Origin of the sequence: Gordonia sp. KTR9, assembly GCF_000143885.2 — a bacterium.
In the GTDB taxonomy this organism is placed as follows: Bacteria; Actinomycetota; Actinomycetes; order Mycobacteriales; family Mycobacteriaceae; genus Gordonia.
This window is the reverse complement of sequence record NC_018581.1, coordinates 5,122,386-5,138,316: the sequence shown is the minus strand read 5'-3', so window position 1 is coordinate 5,138,316 and position 15,931 is coordinate 5,122,386. Positions and strand designations below refer to the sequence as shown.

General features: G+C 67.7%; 17 protein-coding genes and 1 pseudogene. 10 read left to right on the top strand and 8 right to left on the bottom strand.

Annotated features, from left to right (window positions below):
- Nucleotides 1-20 precede the first annotated feature (20 nt).
- The 3 genes from KTR9_RS23720 to KTR9_RS27775 all read left to right on the top strand — a co-directional run bounded on the left by KTR9_RS23720 (nt 21) and on the right by KTR9_RS27775 (nt 2,825).
- A complete protein-coding gene (locus KTR9_RS23720) occupies nt 21-962 on the top strand; it encodes a phytoene/squalene synthase family protein (protein WP_014928501.1) in 942 nt (313 codons plus the stop codon).
- Nucleotides 959-2,566 (top strand): phytoene desaturase family protein, encoded by a 1,608-nt coding sequence (crtI, locus tag KTR9_RS23715; RefSeq protein WP_014928500.1) that lies wholly within the window; start codon nt 959-961, stop codon nt 2,564-2,566. The genes KTR9_RS23720 and crtI overlap by 4 nt, the downstream gene beginning before the upstream one ends.
- A 91-nt stretch (nt 2,567-2,657) precedes the next feature.
- Nucleotides 2,658-2,825 carry a hypothetical protein gene (locus tag KTR9_RS27775; RefSeq protein WP_014928499.1) on the top strand — a complete coding sequence of 56 codons (168 nt, stop codon included), beginning with the start codon at nt 2,658-2,660 and terminating at the stop codon, nt 2,823-2,825.
- A 94-nt stretch (nt 2,826-2,919) separates the two neighbouring features.
- On the opposite strand, the gene KTR9_RS23710 is transcribed toward KTR9_RS27775, so the two are convergent.
- The 3 genes from KTR9_RS23710 to KTR9_RS23700 all read right to left on the bottom strand — a co-directional run bounded on the left by KTR9_RS23710 (nt 2,920) and on the right by KTR9_RS23700 (nt 6,508).
- Nucleotides 2,920-3,912 carry an NAD(P)/FAD-dependent oxidoreductase gene (locus KTR9_RS23710; protein ID WP_014928498.1) on the bottom strand — a complete coding sequence of 331 codons (993 nt, stop codon included), beginning with the start codon at nt 3,910-3,912 and terminating at the stop codon, nt 2,920-2,922.
- A 79-nt stretch (nt 3,913-3,991) separates the two neighbouring features.
- Nucleotides 3,992-5,632: an MFS transporter gene (locus KTR9_RS23705; protein ID WP_014928497.1), complete on the bottom strand. Its 1,641-nt coding sequence runs from the start codon at nt 5,630-5,632 to the stop codon at nt 3,992-3,994.
- Nucleotides 5,633-5,692: 60 nt separating this feature from the next.
- A complete protein-coding gene (locus KTR9_RS23700; protein ID WP_044508251.1) occupies nt 5,693-6,508 on the bottom strand; it encodes an oxidoreductase in 816 nt (271 codons plus the stop codon).
- A gap of 136 nt (nt 6,509-6,644) precedes the next feature.
- Here KTR9_RS23700 and KTR9_RS23695 point away from each other — a divergent pair, with 136 nt between their 5' ends.
- Nucleotides 6,645-7,268, top strand: a complete 624-nt coding sequence (locus tag KTR9_RS23695) for a TetR/AcrR family transcriptional regulator (RefSeq protein ID WP_014928495.1) — start codon at nt 6,645-6,647, stop codon at nt 7,266-7,268.
- A 237-nt stretch (nt 7,269-7,505) separates the two neighbouring features.
- On the opposite strand, the gene KTR9_RS27480 is transcribed toward KTR9_RS23695, so the two are convergent.
- From KTR9_RS27480 to KTR9_RS27475, 3 genes are read right to left on the bottom strand one after another with little or no spacing between them, the layout of a single operon-like run.
- Nucleotides 7,506-7,706 carry an acyl-CoA-like ligand-binding transcription factor gene (locus KTR9_RS27480; RefSeq protein WP_014928494.1) on the bottom strand — a complete coding sequence of 67 codons (201 nt, stop codon included), beginning with the start codon at nt 7,704-7,706 and terminating at the stop codon, nt 7,506-7,508.
- The gene (locus tag KTR9_RS28180; protein ID WP_274518054.1) at nt 7,700-7,828 is read right to left on the bottom strand and encodes a hypothetical protein; all 129 of its coding nucleotides are present in this window, start codon (nt 7,826-7,828) and stop codon (nt 7,700-7,702) included. The genes KTR9_RS27480 and KTR9_RS28180 overlap by 7 nt, the downstream gene beginning before the upstream one ends.
- Nucleotides 7,825-7,977, bottom strand: a complete 153-nt coding sequence (locus KTR9_RS27475; RefSeq protein ID WP_014928493.1) for a TetR family transcriptional regulator — start codon at nt 7,975-7,977, stop codon at nt 7,825-7,827. Before KTR9_RS27475 ends, KTR9_RS28180 begins: the two co-directional genes overlap by 4 nt.
- A 90-nt stretch (nt 7,978-8,067) precedes the next feature.
- Between KTR9_RS27475 and KTR9_RS23685 the strand changes: the two are divergent.
- A pseudogene (locus KTR9_RS23685) lies at nt 8,068-8,832 on the top strand (SDR family NAD(P)-dependent oxidoreductase); the annotation flags it as partial.
- A gap of 113 nt (nt 8,833-8,945) precedes the next feature.
- On the opposite strand, the gene KTR9_RS26605 reads toward KTR9_RS23685, so the two are convergent.
- Nucleotides 8,946-9,587 carry a TetR/AcrR family transcriptional regulator gene (locus KTR9_RS26605; RefSeq protein WP_014928491.1) on the bottom strand — a complete coding sequence of 214 codons (642 nt, stop codon included), beginning with the start codon at nt 9,585-9,587 and terminating at the stop codon, nt 8,946-8,948.
- Nucleotides 9,588-9,742: 155 nt separating this feature from the next.
- Here KTR9_RS26605 and KTR9_RS23675 point away from each other — a divergent pair, with 155 nt between their 5' ends.
- The 5 genes from KTR9_RS23675 to KTR9_RS23655 are packed head-to-tail and all read left to right on the top strand — an operon-like array spanning nt 9,743 to nt 14,841.
- Nucleotides 9,743-10,570 (top strand): ABC transporter ATP-binding protein, encoded by an 828-nt coding sequence (locus KTR9_RS23675; RefSeq protein WP_014928490.1) that lies wholly within the window; start codon nt 9,743-9,745, stop codon nt 10,568-10,570.
- Nucleotides 10,567-12,174: an ABC transporter permease gene (locus tag KTR9_RS23670; protein ID WP_014928489.1), complete on the top strand. Its 1,608-nt coding sequence runs from the start codon at nt 10,567-10,569 to the stop codon at nt 12,172-12,174. The genes KTR9_RS23675 and KTR9_RS23670 overlap by 4 nt, the downstream gene beginning before the upstream one ends.
- Before the next feature lie 36 nt (nt 12,175-12,210).
- Nucleotides 12,211-12,738 (top strand): ABC transporter substrate-binding protein, encoded by a 528-nt coding sequence (locus KTR9_RS28175; protein WP_014928488.1) that lies wholly within the window; start codon nt 12,211-12,213, stop codon nt 12,736-12,738.
- Entirely contained in the window at nt 12,713-13,237 is a 525-nt protein-coding gene (locus KTR9_RS28170) for an ABC transporter substrate-binding protein (RefSeq protein ID WP_044507376.1), read from the top strand. Before KTR9_RS28175 ends, KTR9_RS28170 begins: the two co-directional genes overlap by 26 nt.
- Entirely contained in the window at nt 13,234-14,841 is a 1,608-nt protein-coding gene (locus KTR9_RS23655; RefSeq protein ID WP_014928486.1) for an FAD-dependent monooxygenase, read from the top strand. The genes KTR9_RS28170 and KTR9_RS23655 overlap by 4 nt, the downstream gene beginning before the upstream one ends.
- A gap of 177 nt (nt 14,842-15,018) precedes the next feature.
- Here the strand turns inward: KTR9_RS23655 and KTR9_RS23650 are convergent, their stop codons facing one another.
- Nucleotides 15,019-15,909: an alpha/beta fold hydrolase gene (locus KTR9_RS23650; RefSeq protein ID WP_014928485.1), complete on the bottom strand. Its 891-nt coding sequence runs from the start codon at nt 15,907-15,909 to the stop codon at nt 15,019-15,021.
- Between the last annotated feature and the right edge of the window lie 22 nt (nt 15,910-15,931).

The window sequence follows — 15,931 nt, the reverse complement described above, 5'->3', positions numbered from 1 at the left end:
CCAGGTCGAGGAGCGGTCGGATGATGCACATTCCCGGTCACACTGAGGTGGTCCCACCTCACCGGCGGTACGACGAGGTCGCCGAGGCCAGCGCGGCGCTCGTCATCAAGTCGTATTCGAGTTCGTTCGGGCTCGCCTCGCGGCTGCTGCCCCCGCGGATCCGTCGCGACATCCAGAACATCTACGCACTCGTCCGGGTCGCCGACGAGATCGTCGACGCCCCGCGCCCCGAACAGGGACTCGTCGACCGCAGCAACGAGCTCGACCAACTCGAGGAGCAGACCAGCGTCGCGCTCGTCACCGGCTCGAGCAGCAACCTCGTCGTTCACGCTTTTGCCCAGACCGCCCGCCGGGTCGGCATCGACCTCGATCTGGTGGGGCCGTTCTTCGATTCGATGCGCAGCGACCTGACCCAGGTCCAGCACGACTTCGACTCACTGGCCACCTACATCTACGGCTCGGCCGAGGTGATCGGTCTGATGTGCCTGCGCGCGTTTGTCGCCGACGAAGCCAAATCTGCGGCCCGGTACGACCACCTCGCACCGGGTGCCCAGCGGCTGGGCGCCGCGTTCCAGAAGATCAACTTCCTGCGCGACTTCGGCGAGGACAGCGACGGGCTGGGGCGACGCTATCTGGTCGGCCTCGATCCCGACGATCCGGCGGAGTCCGCCTGGGCGCTCTGGCTGGACGACATCGATCTCGACCTCAGCGCCGCCGCGGCCGCCATCCCGCACCTCCCGGTCGGAAGCCGGGTCGCGGTGTGCACCGCGCACGATCTGTTCGCCGAACTGACTGCTCGTCTGCGCGAGTCGTCGGCCGCGGAGGCCCGCCGCAGCCGCGTCCGCATCCCGAACCCCGGGAAGGCCCGGATCGCGGCGGCCGCCGTCGCCCGGCGCGGCATGCCGCGGACCGCTTCCCGCGCCGAGGCCGTCGACGTCCGCAGAAGGAAGATCAACGCATGAGCGACCCCAGACGTGTTGTCGTCATCGGTGGCGGTGTCGCCGGACTGGCCACCGCCGCCCTCCTCGCCCACGACGGGCATGACGTCGAACTCGTCGAGAAGAACGATGATCTCGGCGGTCGTGCCGGTTCCTGGGACCGCGACGGTTTCCGCTTCGACACCGGCCCGTCGTGGTGGTTGATGCCCGAGGTCTTCGACCACTTCTTCGAGATGCTCGGGACGTCGACCGCCGAACAGCTCGATCTCGTCCGACTCGATCCCGGGTATCGGGTGTTCTTCGGCGACAGCGAGGACGCCGATGAGAAACCGATCGACGTCTTCGGCGACCGCGAGCGCAATCGCGCCCTCTTCGAGCAGATCGAACCGGGCGCCGGAGCTGCGCTCGACGACTATCTGCGCACCGGTCGGCAGGCCTATGACCTTGCGGTGGAACGCTTTCTGTACACCAGTTTCGACTCGCCGCGCGCTTTCCTGGGTCTCCCGGTGTTGCGGCACGCGAAGACCCTTGTCAGCCTGTTGACGACGTCGTTGCAGTCCTATGTCGTGGCCCGCTTCACGGACCGCAGGCTCCGGCAGGTCCTCGGGTATCCGGCGGTGTTCCTGGGTTCATCGCCCGAGCGCACCCCCGCGATGTACCACCTGATGAGCTGGCTCGACCTCGCCGACGGGGTGCGATATCCCAACGGCGGCTTCACCACGTTCGTCGACGCGCTGGAACGGGTGGCCCGCGAGCGGGGTGTGCGGATCCACACGGGGACCGCAGCGACCACCGTCCTCACGCGGGAACGTGTGGGAACGAAGCGGGTACCGTGGCGCCGTCGCGCTGAGGTGGCCGGGGTACGCGTCGAAGGGCCCGACGGCACCTCGCGAGACCTGCTGGCGGACATCGTGATCGGTGCCACCGATCTTCATCACCTCGAGACGCGTCTGCTGCCCCGGGAACTCCGGACGTTCCCCGAGCGCTACTGGGACCGCGCCACTTCCGGTCCCGGTGCGGTGCTCGCCCTCCTCGGAGTGCGCGGTGAGGTGCCCGAACTGGCGCACCACTCGCTGTTCTTCACCGAGGACTGGAAGACCAACTTCGACGCCATCTTCGAAAGCCCCACGCGGGTGCCGGACCCGGCCTCCCTCTACGTGTGCAAACCGTCGGCCACCGACGCCTCGGTGGCGCCGTCGGATTCGGAGAACCTCTTCATCCTGGTGCCGGTTCCGCCCGATCCGGGTCTCGGTCACGGCGGTGTGGACGGCAGCGGTGACCCCGACATCGAGAAGGTGACCGACCGCGCCATCGCGATGATCGGACAATGGGCGGGTGTGCCCGACCTCGCCGATCGCGTGGTCGTCCGGCGCACCATCGGCCCTGCCGACTTCGTCGACTCGGTCAACTCCTGGTGCGGCGGCGCCCTCGGCCCGGCGCACACCCTGCGTCAGAGCGCGTTTCTGCGTTCGACGAACAGGTCGCGCAAGGTCGACGGCCTGTACTACGCGGGATCGAGCACACGCCCCGGCATCGGCTTGCCGATGTGCCTGATCAGCGCCGAACTCATCCGGAAGAAGCTGCGGGGTGACCGGTCGGTGGGCCCGATGCCGGTCGGGAACCGCTGACCTGCGATGTCAGCTTTCCCATAGAGGTTTGGAATCCAGGTCACCCGGGTACGGGCGCGTGACAGTGCTCACAGCGAGAGGTGCGGGTGACATGGAGAAGACACGTCCGAGTTCATGGTGGCGCGGTCCCCGGTGGATCTGGTCGCGGCAGGATCTCACCCCCCAGGAACGGCACAATCTCCAGGCATCACGGGTACCGGTGGCAGTCGTGACCGCGTCCCTCGGTGGCCACGCGTACACCTATCGCGATCGGGTCTGACGCGGTCGAGGTCGTCGCGGTCATCACACCGCGCCGAAGTACTCGTTGCGATACTCGTCATCCGCTGAGAGCTGCAGGCGGATCCTCAGGTCTCTCAGCGGCTCCCCTGCAAGGCTGCGTCGGTGTCGGCGATGGCGAGCATCCTGTTGATGTCGGCGCCGGCCAGTGCGCCGGCAGCTGCCGCGGGCCCGACCTGGGCGGTCAGATCGGTGGCGTTGCCGGACACCCATATACCCGGAACCTCGGTGATACCGGCTGGGCCGGAGGCGAATCCGTGGCCCAGGTTCGGCGGTTCCTGCAGCGGCAGGTTCAGGCCTTCCAGGCCGTGGGTGCGGGCCCGCAGCTGTGCGAGGACGGCGATGACGCGCCGGGGCACGACCTGGCCGTCGGTCAGGCGCACCCCGGCGAGGGCACCATCGTCGTCGTTGACCATTGCGGCGACCGGGGTGTCGATGACGCGGATGGCGCGGGCGGCGAAGCGGGCGCGGTTGTCCTCGTCGAGGTCGGTGCCGTTGGTGAAGTAGGTCAGGTCCTCGGTCAGCTGACGGAACAAGAACGTGTGGACGATGGAGACCGGGCCGGTGGCCAGAATGCCGATGGGCTCGTCGCGCACCTCCCAGCCGTGACAGTACGGGCAGTGCAGAACACTGTGCCCCCAATGCTCGGCGAGCCCGGGCAGCTCCGGCAGGACATCGGTGAGGCCGGTGGCCACGAGGATGCGGCGAGTGGTGATGATCCGGCCGTCTGCCAGGGTGATGGTGAACCGCAGGTCTCCGTCCGCTGATGGGTCTGCAGGCCTGGCCGAGACCACCTCTCCGTGGACGATGCGTCCGCCGTACTGGCGCACTTGCTCGCGGCCCCGGTGAAGGATCTCGGCCGGCGAGGTGCCGTCCAGGACGATGAAGCCGTGCATGGACTCTGCGGGTGCGTTGCGTGGGGAGCCGCTGTCGACCACGACGACCGAACGGCGGGAGCGGGCGAGGATCAGTGCGCCGCCCAGGCCTGCGGCGCCGCCGCCGATGACCGCCACGTCGACGCTCGCCTCGGTCAGTGCGTCGCTCTCGTACGGGGATGTGGTTGCAGTCATGGTTTCTGCCTTTCGTTGTCGGTCATGGTCGGTAGCCCTTTCGAGTTCGGTCCGTACTCGGATAGGAGTCGGCGAGGGGTCACAACGGTCGGAGGTCGAGGCGGGGCGCATGGTGGTCCGCCGGATCCGTCACCTGGTTTGCCGACGTCTCGGCTCGCGGTTCGTCGATCCTGCTCGCGAACCCTCGCCGTCCCGGCAGGACTGCGAGGACGATCAGTGTTCCGGCGGCCATCACGATCGCGCCGATGAGGCTGGTGTGGGCGACGCCGTAGGCGAAGGCCTGGTCGACGGCCTCCAGGACTGCCTGGGCGGTCTCGACCGAGGGGCCCTGCGCGACTTGCCCCGCGACGGCCAGGCCTGCGCCAACGGAGTCCTTGGCGATTTCCATCGCTTCGGCCGGGAGCGGGTCGCCCGCCAGGTCGGTCAGCTCGTCCCGGTAGGCGGTGCCCAGTACCGAGCCCAGTATCGCTATGCCGAGTGCCCCGCCCAGCTCGAGCGCCGTGTCGTTGGCGCCGCCGGCGACGCCCAGCTCGGAGTCGGGGAAGGAGCCCATGATCGTGTCGGTTGCCGGTGCGATGCTCAGGCCGAGCGTGAAGCCCAGCATCAGCAGCGGCGCCACGAAGTCGGTGTACGTCGAGCCGGCGTCGATCCGGGCGAGCAGGAACATACCCGCGGTGCCGATGATCATGCCGATCACGACCGTGGCCCGCACTCCGAGTTTGGGGGTGAGCTTTCCGGTGATCGCAGATCCGAGGAACACCGCGGCGCCCAGCGGCAGCAGCCGGATGCCCGTCTCCAGGGCGTCGTAACCGAGGACGAACTGCAGGAACTGCGTCGAGTAGTAGAGCACGGCGAACATGCCGAAGAAGAAGACCAGTACCGCGAGCATCGAACCGGTGAAAGGCCGCACCGCGAACTTTCGGACGTCGAGCATCGGGTGGGGGTGACGTAGCTCCCAGGCCACGAAGGCGGCCAGACCGGCAGCGGCGACGACAAGGGCGGTGACCGGGCCGGCGCCCCAGCCGGAATGCGGGCCCTCGATGGCTCCGTAGATCAGGGAGCCGAGGGTGACGATGGACAGCAGACCGCCGACATAGTCGATCCGACCCATGCCCTCCGCCTTGGACGGCGGCACCAGGACGAGCGCGCCGATGACGGCGACGAGGGCGATCGGCACGTTGATCAGGAAGGTCGCGCCCCAGGCATGGTCCTCGAGCAACCAACCCGAGACCAGCGGGCCGATGGCCACCGCGACTCCTGAGGTCGCGGCCCAGGCGGTGACGGCCTTGCCCCGCTCGCCGCGAGGGAACGTCGCGACCAGGAGAGACAGCGTCGCCGGCATGACGACCGCGGCACCGACACCCATGATCGCGCGCGCCGCGATGACCAGTGCGGTCTCGTCGACCATGCTTCCCATCACCGAACCGGCGGCGAACATCAGCAGACCGAGCACCAGTGCGCCGCGTCGGCTGTATTTGTCACCGATGGAGCCCAGCACCAGCATGAGCGCCGCGTACGGAACCGTGTAACTGTCGATGACCCACTGCAGATCACTGCTGCTCAGGCCGAGATCTGTGGTCATATCGGGGGCGGCGACGATCAGTGACGTGTTCGCCATCACCGTGATGAGCAGGCTCAGGCACAGGACCAGCAGCGCCCACCAACGCCGTGCGTAGGGCTCCGCCATGTTCGACACGGGGGTGTTTGCAAGTAAGGGCATCAGTAGCTCCTGAGAAGCGGCGGACGAGCGCAGTCGCTCTCTCGCCGTGATTCGGACGGGTCAGGGGGCGAGTCGGTTGAGTTTGCGGATCTGTCTGTCGAACGCGCGCGAGGGCACGAGCCTGCGCAGGACGCTGACACGAGCCGCCATCGGGCCCGCGGTGTACCGCAGCTTGGGGTGGGTCGCGGTGGAGGCCGCGACGATCTTTTTCGCGACAACGACCGGGTCGTCGGCATTGCGCACGGCCGTGGCGAGCACGTCTCGGGAGATCTCACGCTGTTCGGCGTAGATCGGCAGGGGCACGTCGGGTGCCAGGCTGCTCGCTTCGAAACCCGTGCGTGTGTAGGCCGGCTCGACCAGCAGCATCCGGATGCCGTGCTCGCGAAGCTCGTGGTCGACGGACTCGGAGTAACCCTCGACCGCATGCTTGGTGGCGGCGTAGACCGCCATGTAGGGGGCGGCGATCAGACCTAGTACGGAGGAGACGTTGACTACGCGCCCGCCGCCCTGAGCGCGCATGTGGGGCAGTACTGCGTTCGTCATCCGTATCAGCCCGAACACATTGATGTCGAAGACCTCCCGGGTCTGCTCGATCGAGCTCTCTTCGCCGGCGCCCACCGCTCCCACGCCGGCGTTGTTGACCAGCACGTCGATCCGACCGAACTTCTCGATGACCTTATCGACCAGTGTGCGGACCGACTCATCGCTGGCCACGTCGAGGTCGAGGAACGTCACCCCGGCAAGCGACTCGATGTTCGCCGCGTTACGGCTCGTGCCGACCACCGCGAAGCCGGCGTCTATGAGGGCGAGCGCTGCCGCTCGCCCGATTCCCGAGGAAGCGCCGGTCACCAGGGCCACGCGAAAAGGGTTCTGCATGTTCATCTTTCGGCTGCGGGCGTGAATCCTTCACGCCCAGGAGGATGGGTCATCAGATGTTTTGTACTGAACGGTCAACAGCGAACCAGTTATGTACTGACTTGTCAACAATGAGGGGCCGGCCTACTGTCTGGGTATGGCACGACCACGAACATTCGAGCGGGACCACGTCGTCCACGCCGCCGAACGGCAATTCCGCACCACCGGCTACAGCGGGACGAGTGTCGATGACATCAGCGCCGTGACGGGCCTGGGGCGCGGCAGCCTGTATGCCGCGTTCGAGGGCAAGCGCGGGGTGCTGCTGGAAGCAATGTCCGGGTACTCCGCCCGGTTGAAGCAGTTCGTCCCCACCGCGCTCAACGGCCCGGACGAGGGTGCTCTGGAACGACTGCACGAGTTTCTGCTCCGCGCTGTCAACGGTGTGCCATTAGCCGCCGACGTACCCCCCGCTTCCGATCGGGCTGCGGCGGCCTGTTTCGCTGCCAAGATGGCGCTCGAACTCGGGAGCTCTGACCCCGAGATGAAACGCCTGGCCGAGGCCTGCTCCGCGACGGTCGCGACAGCGGTGGCCGAGTGTCTGCGAGCAGCGCAGCGCGTCGGTGACATTGATCCCGACGCGGACCCCGACGATCTCGCCTACCTCCTGATGGCCGTCGTCCGTGGAATGGATGTCGTTGGCGCACAAGGCCTCAGTCCTGCTCGCCTGACCTCGATCGCGGAGAGCGCGTTCGCCTTACTCCCTCGCCCGGTGCCGAGCTGAGGCGGCGTCGGTGACCCGCAATCGCGATGCGGTCGCCGGAGCATTCCGGGTCCCTCCGCCCGTCGGCTGGACGAAAGCACTACGCCGGACCCCCTTGACCGACGAACAGGTCGCGCAAGGTCGACGGTCTGTACAACGCGGGATCGAACACACGCCCGGGCATCGGCTTGCGGATTGCTTGATCAGCGCCGAACTCATCCAGAGGAAGCTCCGGGGAGTCACACCAGCCGGCCCGACTCAGATGACTCCGTCCTGCCGGACCGCGGCCATCGCGTCGTCGAGGTAGCGGGCGAGCGGTTCACCACGGTCCGACGCGAGATAAGCCGGTCGCGCCGCCTGCACGCAAGCGAATGCCGCGCCGACGACTGATGCGGGTCGAGGGTCGGTGGGTTCGAGGTGCTCGCCTCCGAGCCGATGTCGGACATGTTCGGTCAGCAACCCTGCACGCGCTGCATCTTCTCCAGGTATCGCGCAGTCAATTGTGGAGTGGTGCGAACGATTGCTTCCATCGCGTCGTTGCGCGCCCGTTGGTGGTCATCCTCGACGTAGTCCAGCGTCATGTCGAAGACCGACGCAGGGACTCCCACACCGGCTCGTCGACTGGACGGGCATCGAACGCTTCAGCCATCCGCTCGGCGAACAGGTCGTACTTCCCGATGACGAGATCGTCCTTCGACGCGAAGTATCGGAAGAACGTACGCTTCGACATCCCGCCGCAGCCGCGATCTGCTCAACCGTCGTGTCCTCAAAGTCCTGGGCAAGAATCAGATCCTGAGCGACTGCGGTCAATTCGGGTTGCGCGACCTTGCGGGTGCGCTCACGGATCGACAAGGTCGCGGCCACCGCGCGCAACTCCGACACCCTTGTCGACCTCGTCGACAAGTACGGCGACGCGATTCTTCCGATTCAGCTCGACGTGACCGATCGCTGCCAGGTGTTCGACGCGGTCACCTCGGCGCACAAGTCTTTCGGAACCCTCGATGTCGTGGTCAACAATGCCGGCTATGGGTTGTTCGGCACCGTAGAGGAGATCACCGAGCAGCAACTCCGCGACCAGCTCGACACCAACCTGTTCGGCGTCTTTCACGTCACCCAGGCAGTACTTCCCATTCTGCGCAAGCAGGGCTCCGGCCACATCATCCAGATCTCCACAATCGGCGGCGTCGCCGCCTTCCCGACCCTCGGCGGTTACCACGCGCCGAAGTGGGCGCTGGAAGGACTGACGGAATCCCTCGCGCAGGAGGTGTCCGGATTCGGAGTCGACGTCACCCTCATCGAACCCGGGGGCTTCGACACCGATTGGAATGGCGCCTCGGCCACCGTCGCCGAACCACTGCCCGAATCCGCGGCCACCCACGATGCCATGGCGCAACGGGCAGGCGGTGCGAGCCCGAAGCCCGTCGGCTTCGGCTCGGCCATCCTCAAGATCGTCGAAGCGGAGAAGGCGCCACTGCGCGTGTTCTTCGGCGAGCAACCCACCCGGATCGCCCCGCACATCTACCAGCAACGCCTGGATGAATGGGCCGAATGGGCGCCGGTGTCCCGCGAGGCCGAAGGGAAATGAAGTGCGAAATCCACCAGGACATAACGGAATCCGGGCATCTCGGCTACCTGATCATCGGATCACCCTGAACCGATGTGCCCCGGAATGACGCGGATCAGCGCACCAGCGACGCGTCAGGCTTGCGCCCCGCGGAACACGAGGGCGAGCTTTCGTCGGAGCATCTCTTCGGGCGGCAGCGACAGTGAGGCCGCGAGCGCGTCGCGCAGCGTCCCGCCCACACCCCGAAGGGTCTGCGGATCGTGGTCGTCGGAGCGCCACCCGGCTGCGCCGTGGGCATACGAGATCTCCAGCAGGATGTCGGCCAGTGCGATCACGTCGATCGGATCGAGGCCACTGCGGGCGACGGTGGTACGGAGGCGTTCGACGAAGGCCCAGAGATGCGGCTGCAGTTCTTCGAGCGCCTCGGACACCCGGTATCGCCCGGCCAGTTCGTCGGCGAGACCGGGGTGCGAGCGCAGCAGGCGCCACAGCTCGACCACCAGCGCGGTCGCGTCGTCCTCCCAGCTCCCGGTGATCTCGGGCCACGGCGCATTCGCGAAGATGCTGTCCACCGCCAGGACGACCATCTCCTCACGTCCGGCGACGTGGTTGTAGAGCGTGGAGTGATTCACTCCGAGGGCTTCCGCGACGCCCACCATGCTCAGCTGGTCGATGCCCACCCGGACGGCGGCCTCCACGACCTGCTCGCGGGTGATCTGCGGCGGCCTCCCCACGCGGCGTCGTGGCTTGCCGTCCCTGGTCTGTTCGCTCGTCATCCGTCCTCGATCGTTGAATCCGAAGAGGCGCTCGTGACCTCGGCCACTGCTGCTGTGAACCCCGTGTAACAGTTTCCGTCAGCCTGTTGTAAATGTCCACAGCGCCGTGGACTCTTTTTAACAACACGTTGTCAGTAACTGTCGCGAGGAGCGTCATGACTCAGAGACCCGACGAGGCGATCGCCGTCACCGGAAGCCTGGACGAGACGATCGTCGTCCGAGACCTGACGAAGATCTACGGCGCGGGCGCGAAGGCCGTCACAGCTCTGGCCGGCGTCGACGTCGAACTGGCACCGGGATCGTTCACGGCGTTGGTGGGCCCGAGCGGCTGCGGCAAGTCGACCCTCCTACGCATCCTCGCCGACCTCGAGATCGGCTCGAGTGGCTCGGTCACCATCGGCGACCGATCGCCACGGGATATCCGGACCAGCGGTGAACTCGGCATCGCCTTCCAGGAGCCCGCTCTGCTGCCCTGGCGCTCCGTCCGTCGGAACATCGCGTTCCCCGCGCGCGTGTCGCGTCGTCGGATCACTCCCGAGCGCATCGAGGAACTCGTCGGTCTGGTGGGCCTGGACGGATTCGCCGACAAGCGGCCCTCCCAGCTCTCGGGCGGGATGCGGCAACGCGTCGCGATCGCACGCGCCTTGTCGACCGATCCGCGGCTGCTGCTGCTCGACGAGCCGTTCGGCGCACTCGACGAGTTCACCCGGCAGCGCCTGAATCTCGAGCTCCAGCGCATCTGGATGCACGAGCGCACCACGACGGTGATGGTCACGCACTCCATCACGGAGGCGGTGTTCCTCGCCGATCGGGTGGTGGTGATGTCACCGCACCCTGGCCGCGTCGTCGAGGTCGTCGACGTGCCGTTCGACCGTCCACGTGCGCCCGAACTCCTGCTCGACCCCGCCTTCACCGAGATCGCAAACCACGTGCAGCGCCTCATCTTCGAGATGCAGGGCGAGCAGATGCGGAGGACCGCGTGATCACCGCCGCCGCGCCGCCACTGACCGTCGCCGCACCCGCCGTCGCCCCCGTACGGTTCGGGCGAGTGGGCCCGCCCCTGCTGGCCACGGCGGCGCTGCTCGTGCTCTGGCAGATCGCGGCGTGGGCCGGTCTGGAGAGCGCGCAGATCCTGCCGGGTCCGATCGCGATCGCACGGGGATTCGTCGACGCAATCCCCGCGATCACGGCGAACCTGCCGCTCACCGCCGGGGCCGCCCTCTCGGGGTTCGTGGTTGCCGCCGCACTCGCCATCGCCGTCGCCTGCCTTGCTGCGACCTGGGCGCCTGCGCTCACCCAGGTGGTGCGCTCGGCGATCGTGCTCGAGAGCCTTCCGGCACTCGCGCTCACCCCCATCGTGGTGATCGTCGCTCCCGGCCACGCCGCGGGCGCGATCCTGGCGGGTCTCGCGGTGTTCTTCATCGTCCTCATGGGCACGGTGACAGGTCTCGGCAGCGCATCACCTCTCATGCTCGAGGTGCATCGGGCGGCAGGTGGCCGCCCGGCAGGCGCCGTGTGGAGCGTCCGTCTGCCGGCGGCCCTGCCCTCGATCTTCTCCAGCCTCATGATCGCCGTGCCGGTCGCCGTCGTCGGCACGATCATGTCCGAGTACCTCGTCGTCGGGGAGGGTCTCGGCGGCGTGATGATCGCCGCGTACGAGGCCATGGACGCCCCTCGTGTGTGGGCGGTCGCGCTCGTCAGCGCCGCGTTCACCGGAGTGCTCTACCGTGCGATCGGGCTGGTGCGCGACCTGGTCGTGCCATGGGCGCAGTCCCGTTCCACCGAGTACCGCGCGGCCGCGGCGCCGACCACCGGCCCGGCCAGGCGCATCGCCTCCGTCGTGCTGACCGGTGCCACCTCGGTGCTGGTCGTGCTGGGCCTCTGGGTGCTCGCGCTCCGCGGCTTCGGACTGAACTCGTTCTTCGCGAAGTCGCCCGCCGATGTCTGGGGATACCTCGTCGCCTCGCCGGACGCCGGCGCCCATCTCGACGAGATCCTCGGCTACCTCGCGCCGACACTCGTCAAGGCGTTCGCAGGTCTCGTCGGTGGCACCGTCGTCGCGGTCCTGGCCACCTGGGTGATCTTGAGCGTCCCTCTGCTCGAACGCGCCACGATGCCGCTCGTCGTCGGCTTCCGGGCGGTACCGCTGCTCGTTCTCACGCCCGCCATCGGCCTGATGGTCGGCTCGGGCGCGGCAACCGCGATCGTGCTCGCGGCCGTCCTGTCGTTCTTCACCACCCTCATCGCCCTGGTGCAGGCGGCCCGCTCCACCCCGACGGACATCCTGCTGCTGGCGCGCAGCGCGAACGCGGGCGCCTTCGACACCCAGTGGCTGGTGACGGCGCCGTTCGCCTTGCCTGCCCTCTTCGGCGCCCTACGCATCACGGCTCCCGGCTCCCTCGTGGCAGCCATGAGCGCGGAGTGGTTGATCACCGGCGACGGCATCGGCTTCCTGATGATCCAGGGCGGCATGGAATCCCGCTTCACCACGATGTGGTCCGCCTTCGTCGTCCTCGCCCTCGTCTCCCTCCTCATCTTCGCCGCGGTCACTCTCGCCGAGCGTGTCGTGCTGCGCCGCCTCTCCTGATCCGAACGAAACCCCCTCCCTCTCAAAGGACATGTCATGAATCTGACCCGTGCCCTACTCGCTCCGGTCGCGCTGGCGACGGCCGCCGTCATCCTCAGCTCGTGCGGGAGCACCGACGGCGGCACCACCGCCGACGGGACCGCGGTCTCGACGCTCGCCGTGCAGAACCGGTGGGTCGACAACGTGCAGTTCGCCGGCGGCTTCGTCGCCCAGGCCTCGGGGTACTACACCGACCAGGGCCTCACCGTGACGACCACTCCGGGCGGCCCCGGTGTCAACGTCGAACCCCTGGTCGTGCAGGGCACCGCGGATGTCGGGCTGAGCAATCCGACGAACACCGCCAACGCTGTCGCCGAGGGAGCTCCGCTGACCATCATCGGTGCCGGATATCAGACCAGTCCGTCCGCGGTGATCTCGTTGGCCGACGATCCGATCGAAGAGCCGGCGGACCTCGTCGGGCGGTCGGTGGGGGGTGACCGCGGCTTCGACGGCGGACTTCGTCGCGTGGCTCGAGTCGACAGGCGTCGACGAGTCGGAGGTGACCATCGTCCCGATCCAGGGTGACGCCGCTCCGCTGATCAGCGGGCAGGTCGATGCCATCTCCGGCCTCGCGACCAATCAGCCCGCCGCGCTGGAGCTCGCGGGGAAGGACCCGGTTCTCCTCCTGCTCAGCGACTTCGGACGCGAAACCATGGACCTCACCTACACGGTCGCCACGGCCGATCTCGAGAACCCTGAGAAGCGGTCGGCCCTGGTGCGCTTCCTCGCCGCGGAGATCCGCGGCTGGCAGAGCGTGATCGCCGACACCCAGGCCGCCGTCGACACTGTGCTCGGCGGGCCGGGGGCCGACCTCGACCTCGATCCCGAGCAGCAGTTGCAGCAGGCGACCCTGACCAATCCCTACATCCAGCCGTCAGATGACGTGCGGGTGCTGTCCATGTCGGACGCACTCATCGAGGAGACGATCGCGGCGTTGGCCATGGACGGGGTCTCCGCCGACGCGGAGATGTTCGACGCCTCGCTCGTCGAGGAAGCGTACGCACTGATCGAGGAGACCGAGTGACCACTGTGGCCGACGTCGAGGTCGTCGTCATCGGGGGCGGCCCGACGGGCCTCGCGCTGACCCTCGACCTCGGACGACGAGGCATCCGGACCGTCGTCGTCGACCGTGGTCTCGCGCCGCTGCCCGGTGTGCGCGCCGGTGGACTGAGTGCGCGGATGATGGAGCACCTCCGCCGTCTCGGTGTCGCGCCGATTCTCAAGGATGTCGCTCCGCTGCAACCGGGTTGGCCGAAGTCGAACATTCTGACCACCCGGCTGGCCGGGCATCTCGTGGGCGAGTTCACCCCCAGCGAGACGACTCTGGACTTCCTCTCCTTCGCGGCGGAAATGCCGCAGAATGCGCCGTCATGGCTGGTCGAGTCGGCCATTCGTGGTCTGCTCGTCGAGGAGCCGACTGTCGAGACACTGTTCGGCTGGCAGTTCCGTGATGATCTCGTCGATCTCGGGGACTGCGTGGAGATCGGGCTCGAGGGGCCGAACGGTGCGGTGCGGCGGATTTCGGCGGCTTATGTGGTCGCTGCGGACGGGGCGAACAGCCGCGTCCGCCGCACGGCAGGCATCGAGGTCGAGGGGAGCGCCAGGTTCGACACGCGGTGGACTGTCGAATTCCGCTCGGTCCTGCTCCGCCACATCATGGGCAAGGGGCGCCACAACGGCTACAACTTCACCAATGCCGACGTCAGCGGCGGGGTGTTGCAGCAGGATGCGACGTCGCTCTGGACCATGCACTTCCATGCGATCGCGCCAGGCGTCGACCGGGATCCGCGCACGCTCATCCGCCTCGCCGTGGGCGCCGACGTACCCGTGGAATGGACCAGCGAGTTGACACAGTGGCACGCGAATGCGTTCTCCGCGACGACCCTCGTCAAAGGCCGCGTCCTGCTGGTCGGTGATGCGGCCCACGCGATGCCGCCCGGCGGTTACGGTCTGCACCTGGGCAATTCCGACGCAGCGGACCTCGCGTGGCGACTCGATGCGGTGCTGCGCGGCTGGGGAGGGCGCACCGTCCTCGATGCTCTCGATGCCGAGCGGCTCCCGCTCGGTCGGGCCTACGTCGGGATGGTCGACACATCGGGGAACGCACCGTCTGCGCCCGCCGACGCCGAACTCGACACCCCGGAGGGAACCGCGGTGCGCATCGCCTGGGAAGCCGCGGTTCGCGAGGGTGTCGTGCGACAGATGGAGCGGTTGGCCACGTCGCTGTTCGACACCGTCGGGCCGTCGCCGCTCATCCTCCGGGATGACACCGACCCGCTGGACTGGTCTCGGCGGGAGGAGGTCGTGCCCGGCCGTCGCCTGCCGCACAGCTGGCTCGCGGACGGCCGGTCTCTGTTCGACGTGCTCGGACCGGGCTTCACGATCGTCTACGTCGACGACGCAGCCGGGGACGCGGCGACCCTGCTGACCGCGGCGCGCGACCGGGGCATCCCGACCACCGCCGTGCGTGTGGACCGGCTCGACCCGATCACCAGAGTCGCTCTCGTCCGTCCCGATCATGTCGTCGCGTGGCGGTCGTCCGACGCCTGCTGGGACCCGCAGCACGTGGTCGCCGCCGTCGTGGGGGCCGCGGTACCGGTTGATCCGGCGAGCGCAACGCTCCGCTGAGTGTGAGTAGGGCCTCGACAGGGTGGCGTCTCGCCGCGGAACAGGTAGTAACGGTGGTGTCCCTGGTTCCTGCGCAACTCGTCTCAGTGATCACGAAATACGTTGTCGCGCAGATAATTTTGCGGACCGACGGATTGCGTTTCGGAACAATCCCTTTCGCCAGGTCACACCGAGTAGTCAGTCGCGTGGGATATCGGTGTCGGCCCAGACGGCGTCGGTGAGTTCAGCGAGGAGTCGGGCAATCTGACGGGGCTGGTCGTGAGTGGCCAGGTGCCCGGCGTCGCGGAGAACGCGCACGTCGGTGTGCAGGCGGGTGCGGACGGCCGGGCCCACTCGTCGCAACGGCAAGAACACGTCCTGATCGCCAGAAGCGACGAGGGTGGGTGGTGCGGTGGAGATGGTGGTCAGTGGTGGTGGCGCCAGGGTTGTGTGGCAGCACTCGGCCACGAGTGTCATCCACGAGATGAGCGATGAATTGACGGATGTGGTGGGTGCAGTCAGGTGTCGCAACAGGGCATAGGACCGCGCGGGTGTCGGTACGGCCATCCACGCGAGGGTGGTCGCCAGCACCTGTGGCGGGACCCTCAGCCGGGTCAGTCCGCCGGGTGAGATCAGCAGTCGGCCGGCGACTGCTGGGGAGGTGCTCGACAGAGCGATCGCGGCGCCGAGCGAATGTCCCAGGACGATGACCGGCTCGGAGGTGGTGTGGGTGAGGACGTCGTCCAGCCACTGTCCGTAGCGGGCGAACCGGTCCCGCCCGTGCGGACGTTGCCCGGTGCTCAGACCTGGCTGTCCGGGAACATCGACGCCGAGGACACGGTGGTGCGCTGCGGCGAGTCCGCTGAGGAGCGGCAGGTAGGTGGCGGAATTCATGTTGGTCCCAGGAACAACCACCACGGTGGCCGGCGACACGGATGGGCGGGGCGGGAGTAGCTCCACGATCCGAGTGTGTCCCAACGATGTCGGTATATCCCACTGTGAGGTGCAGGATTCTGCAATCGCCAGTCGGGTGCGGCACCAGCGCTGAATCGCGTCACGGCCCGCGGCGTTCTTGTATGCCGACGTCATTGTTCCTCCTGGGGGAAGTCTC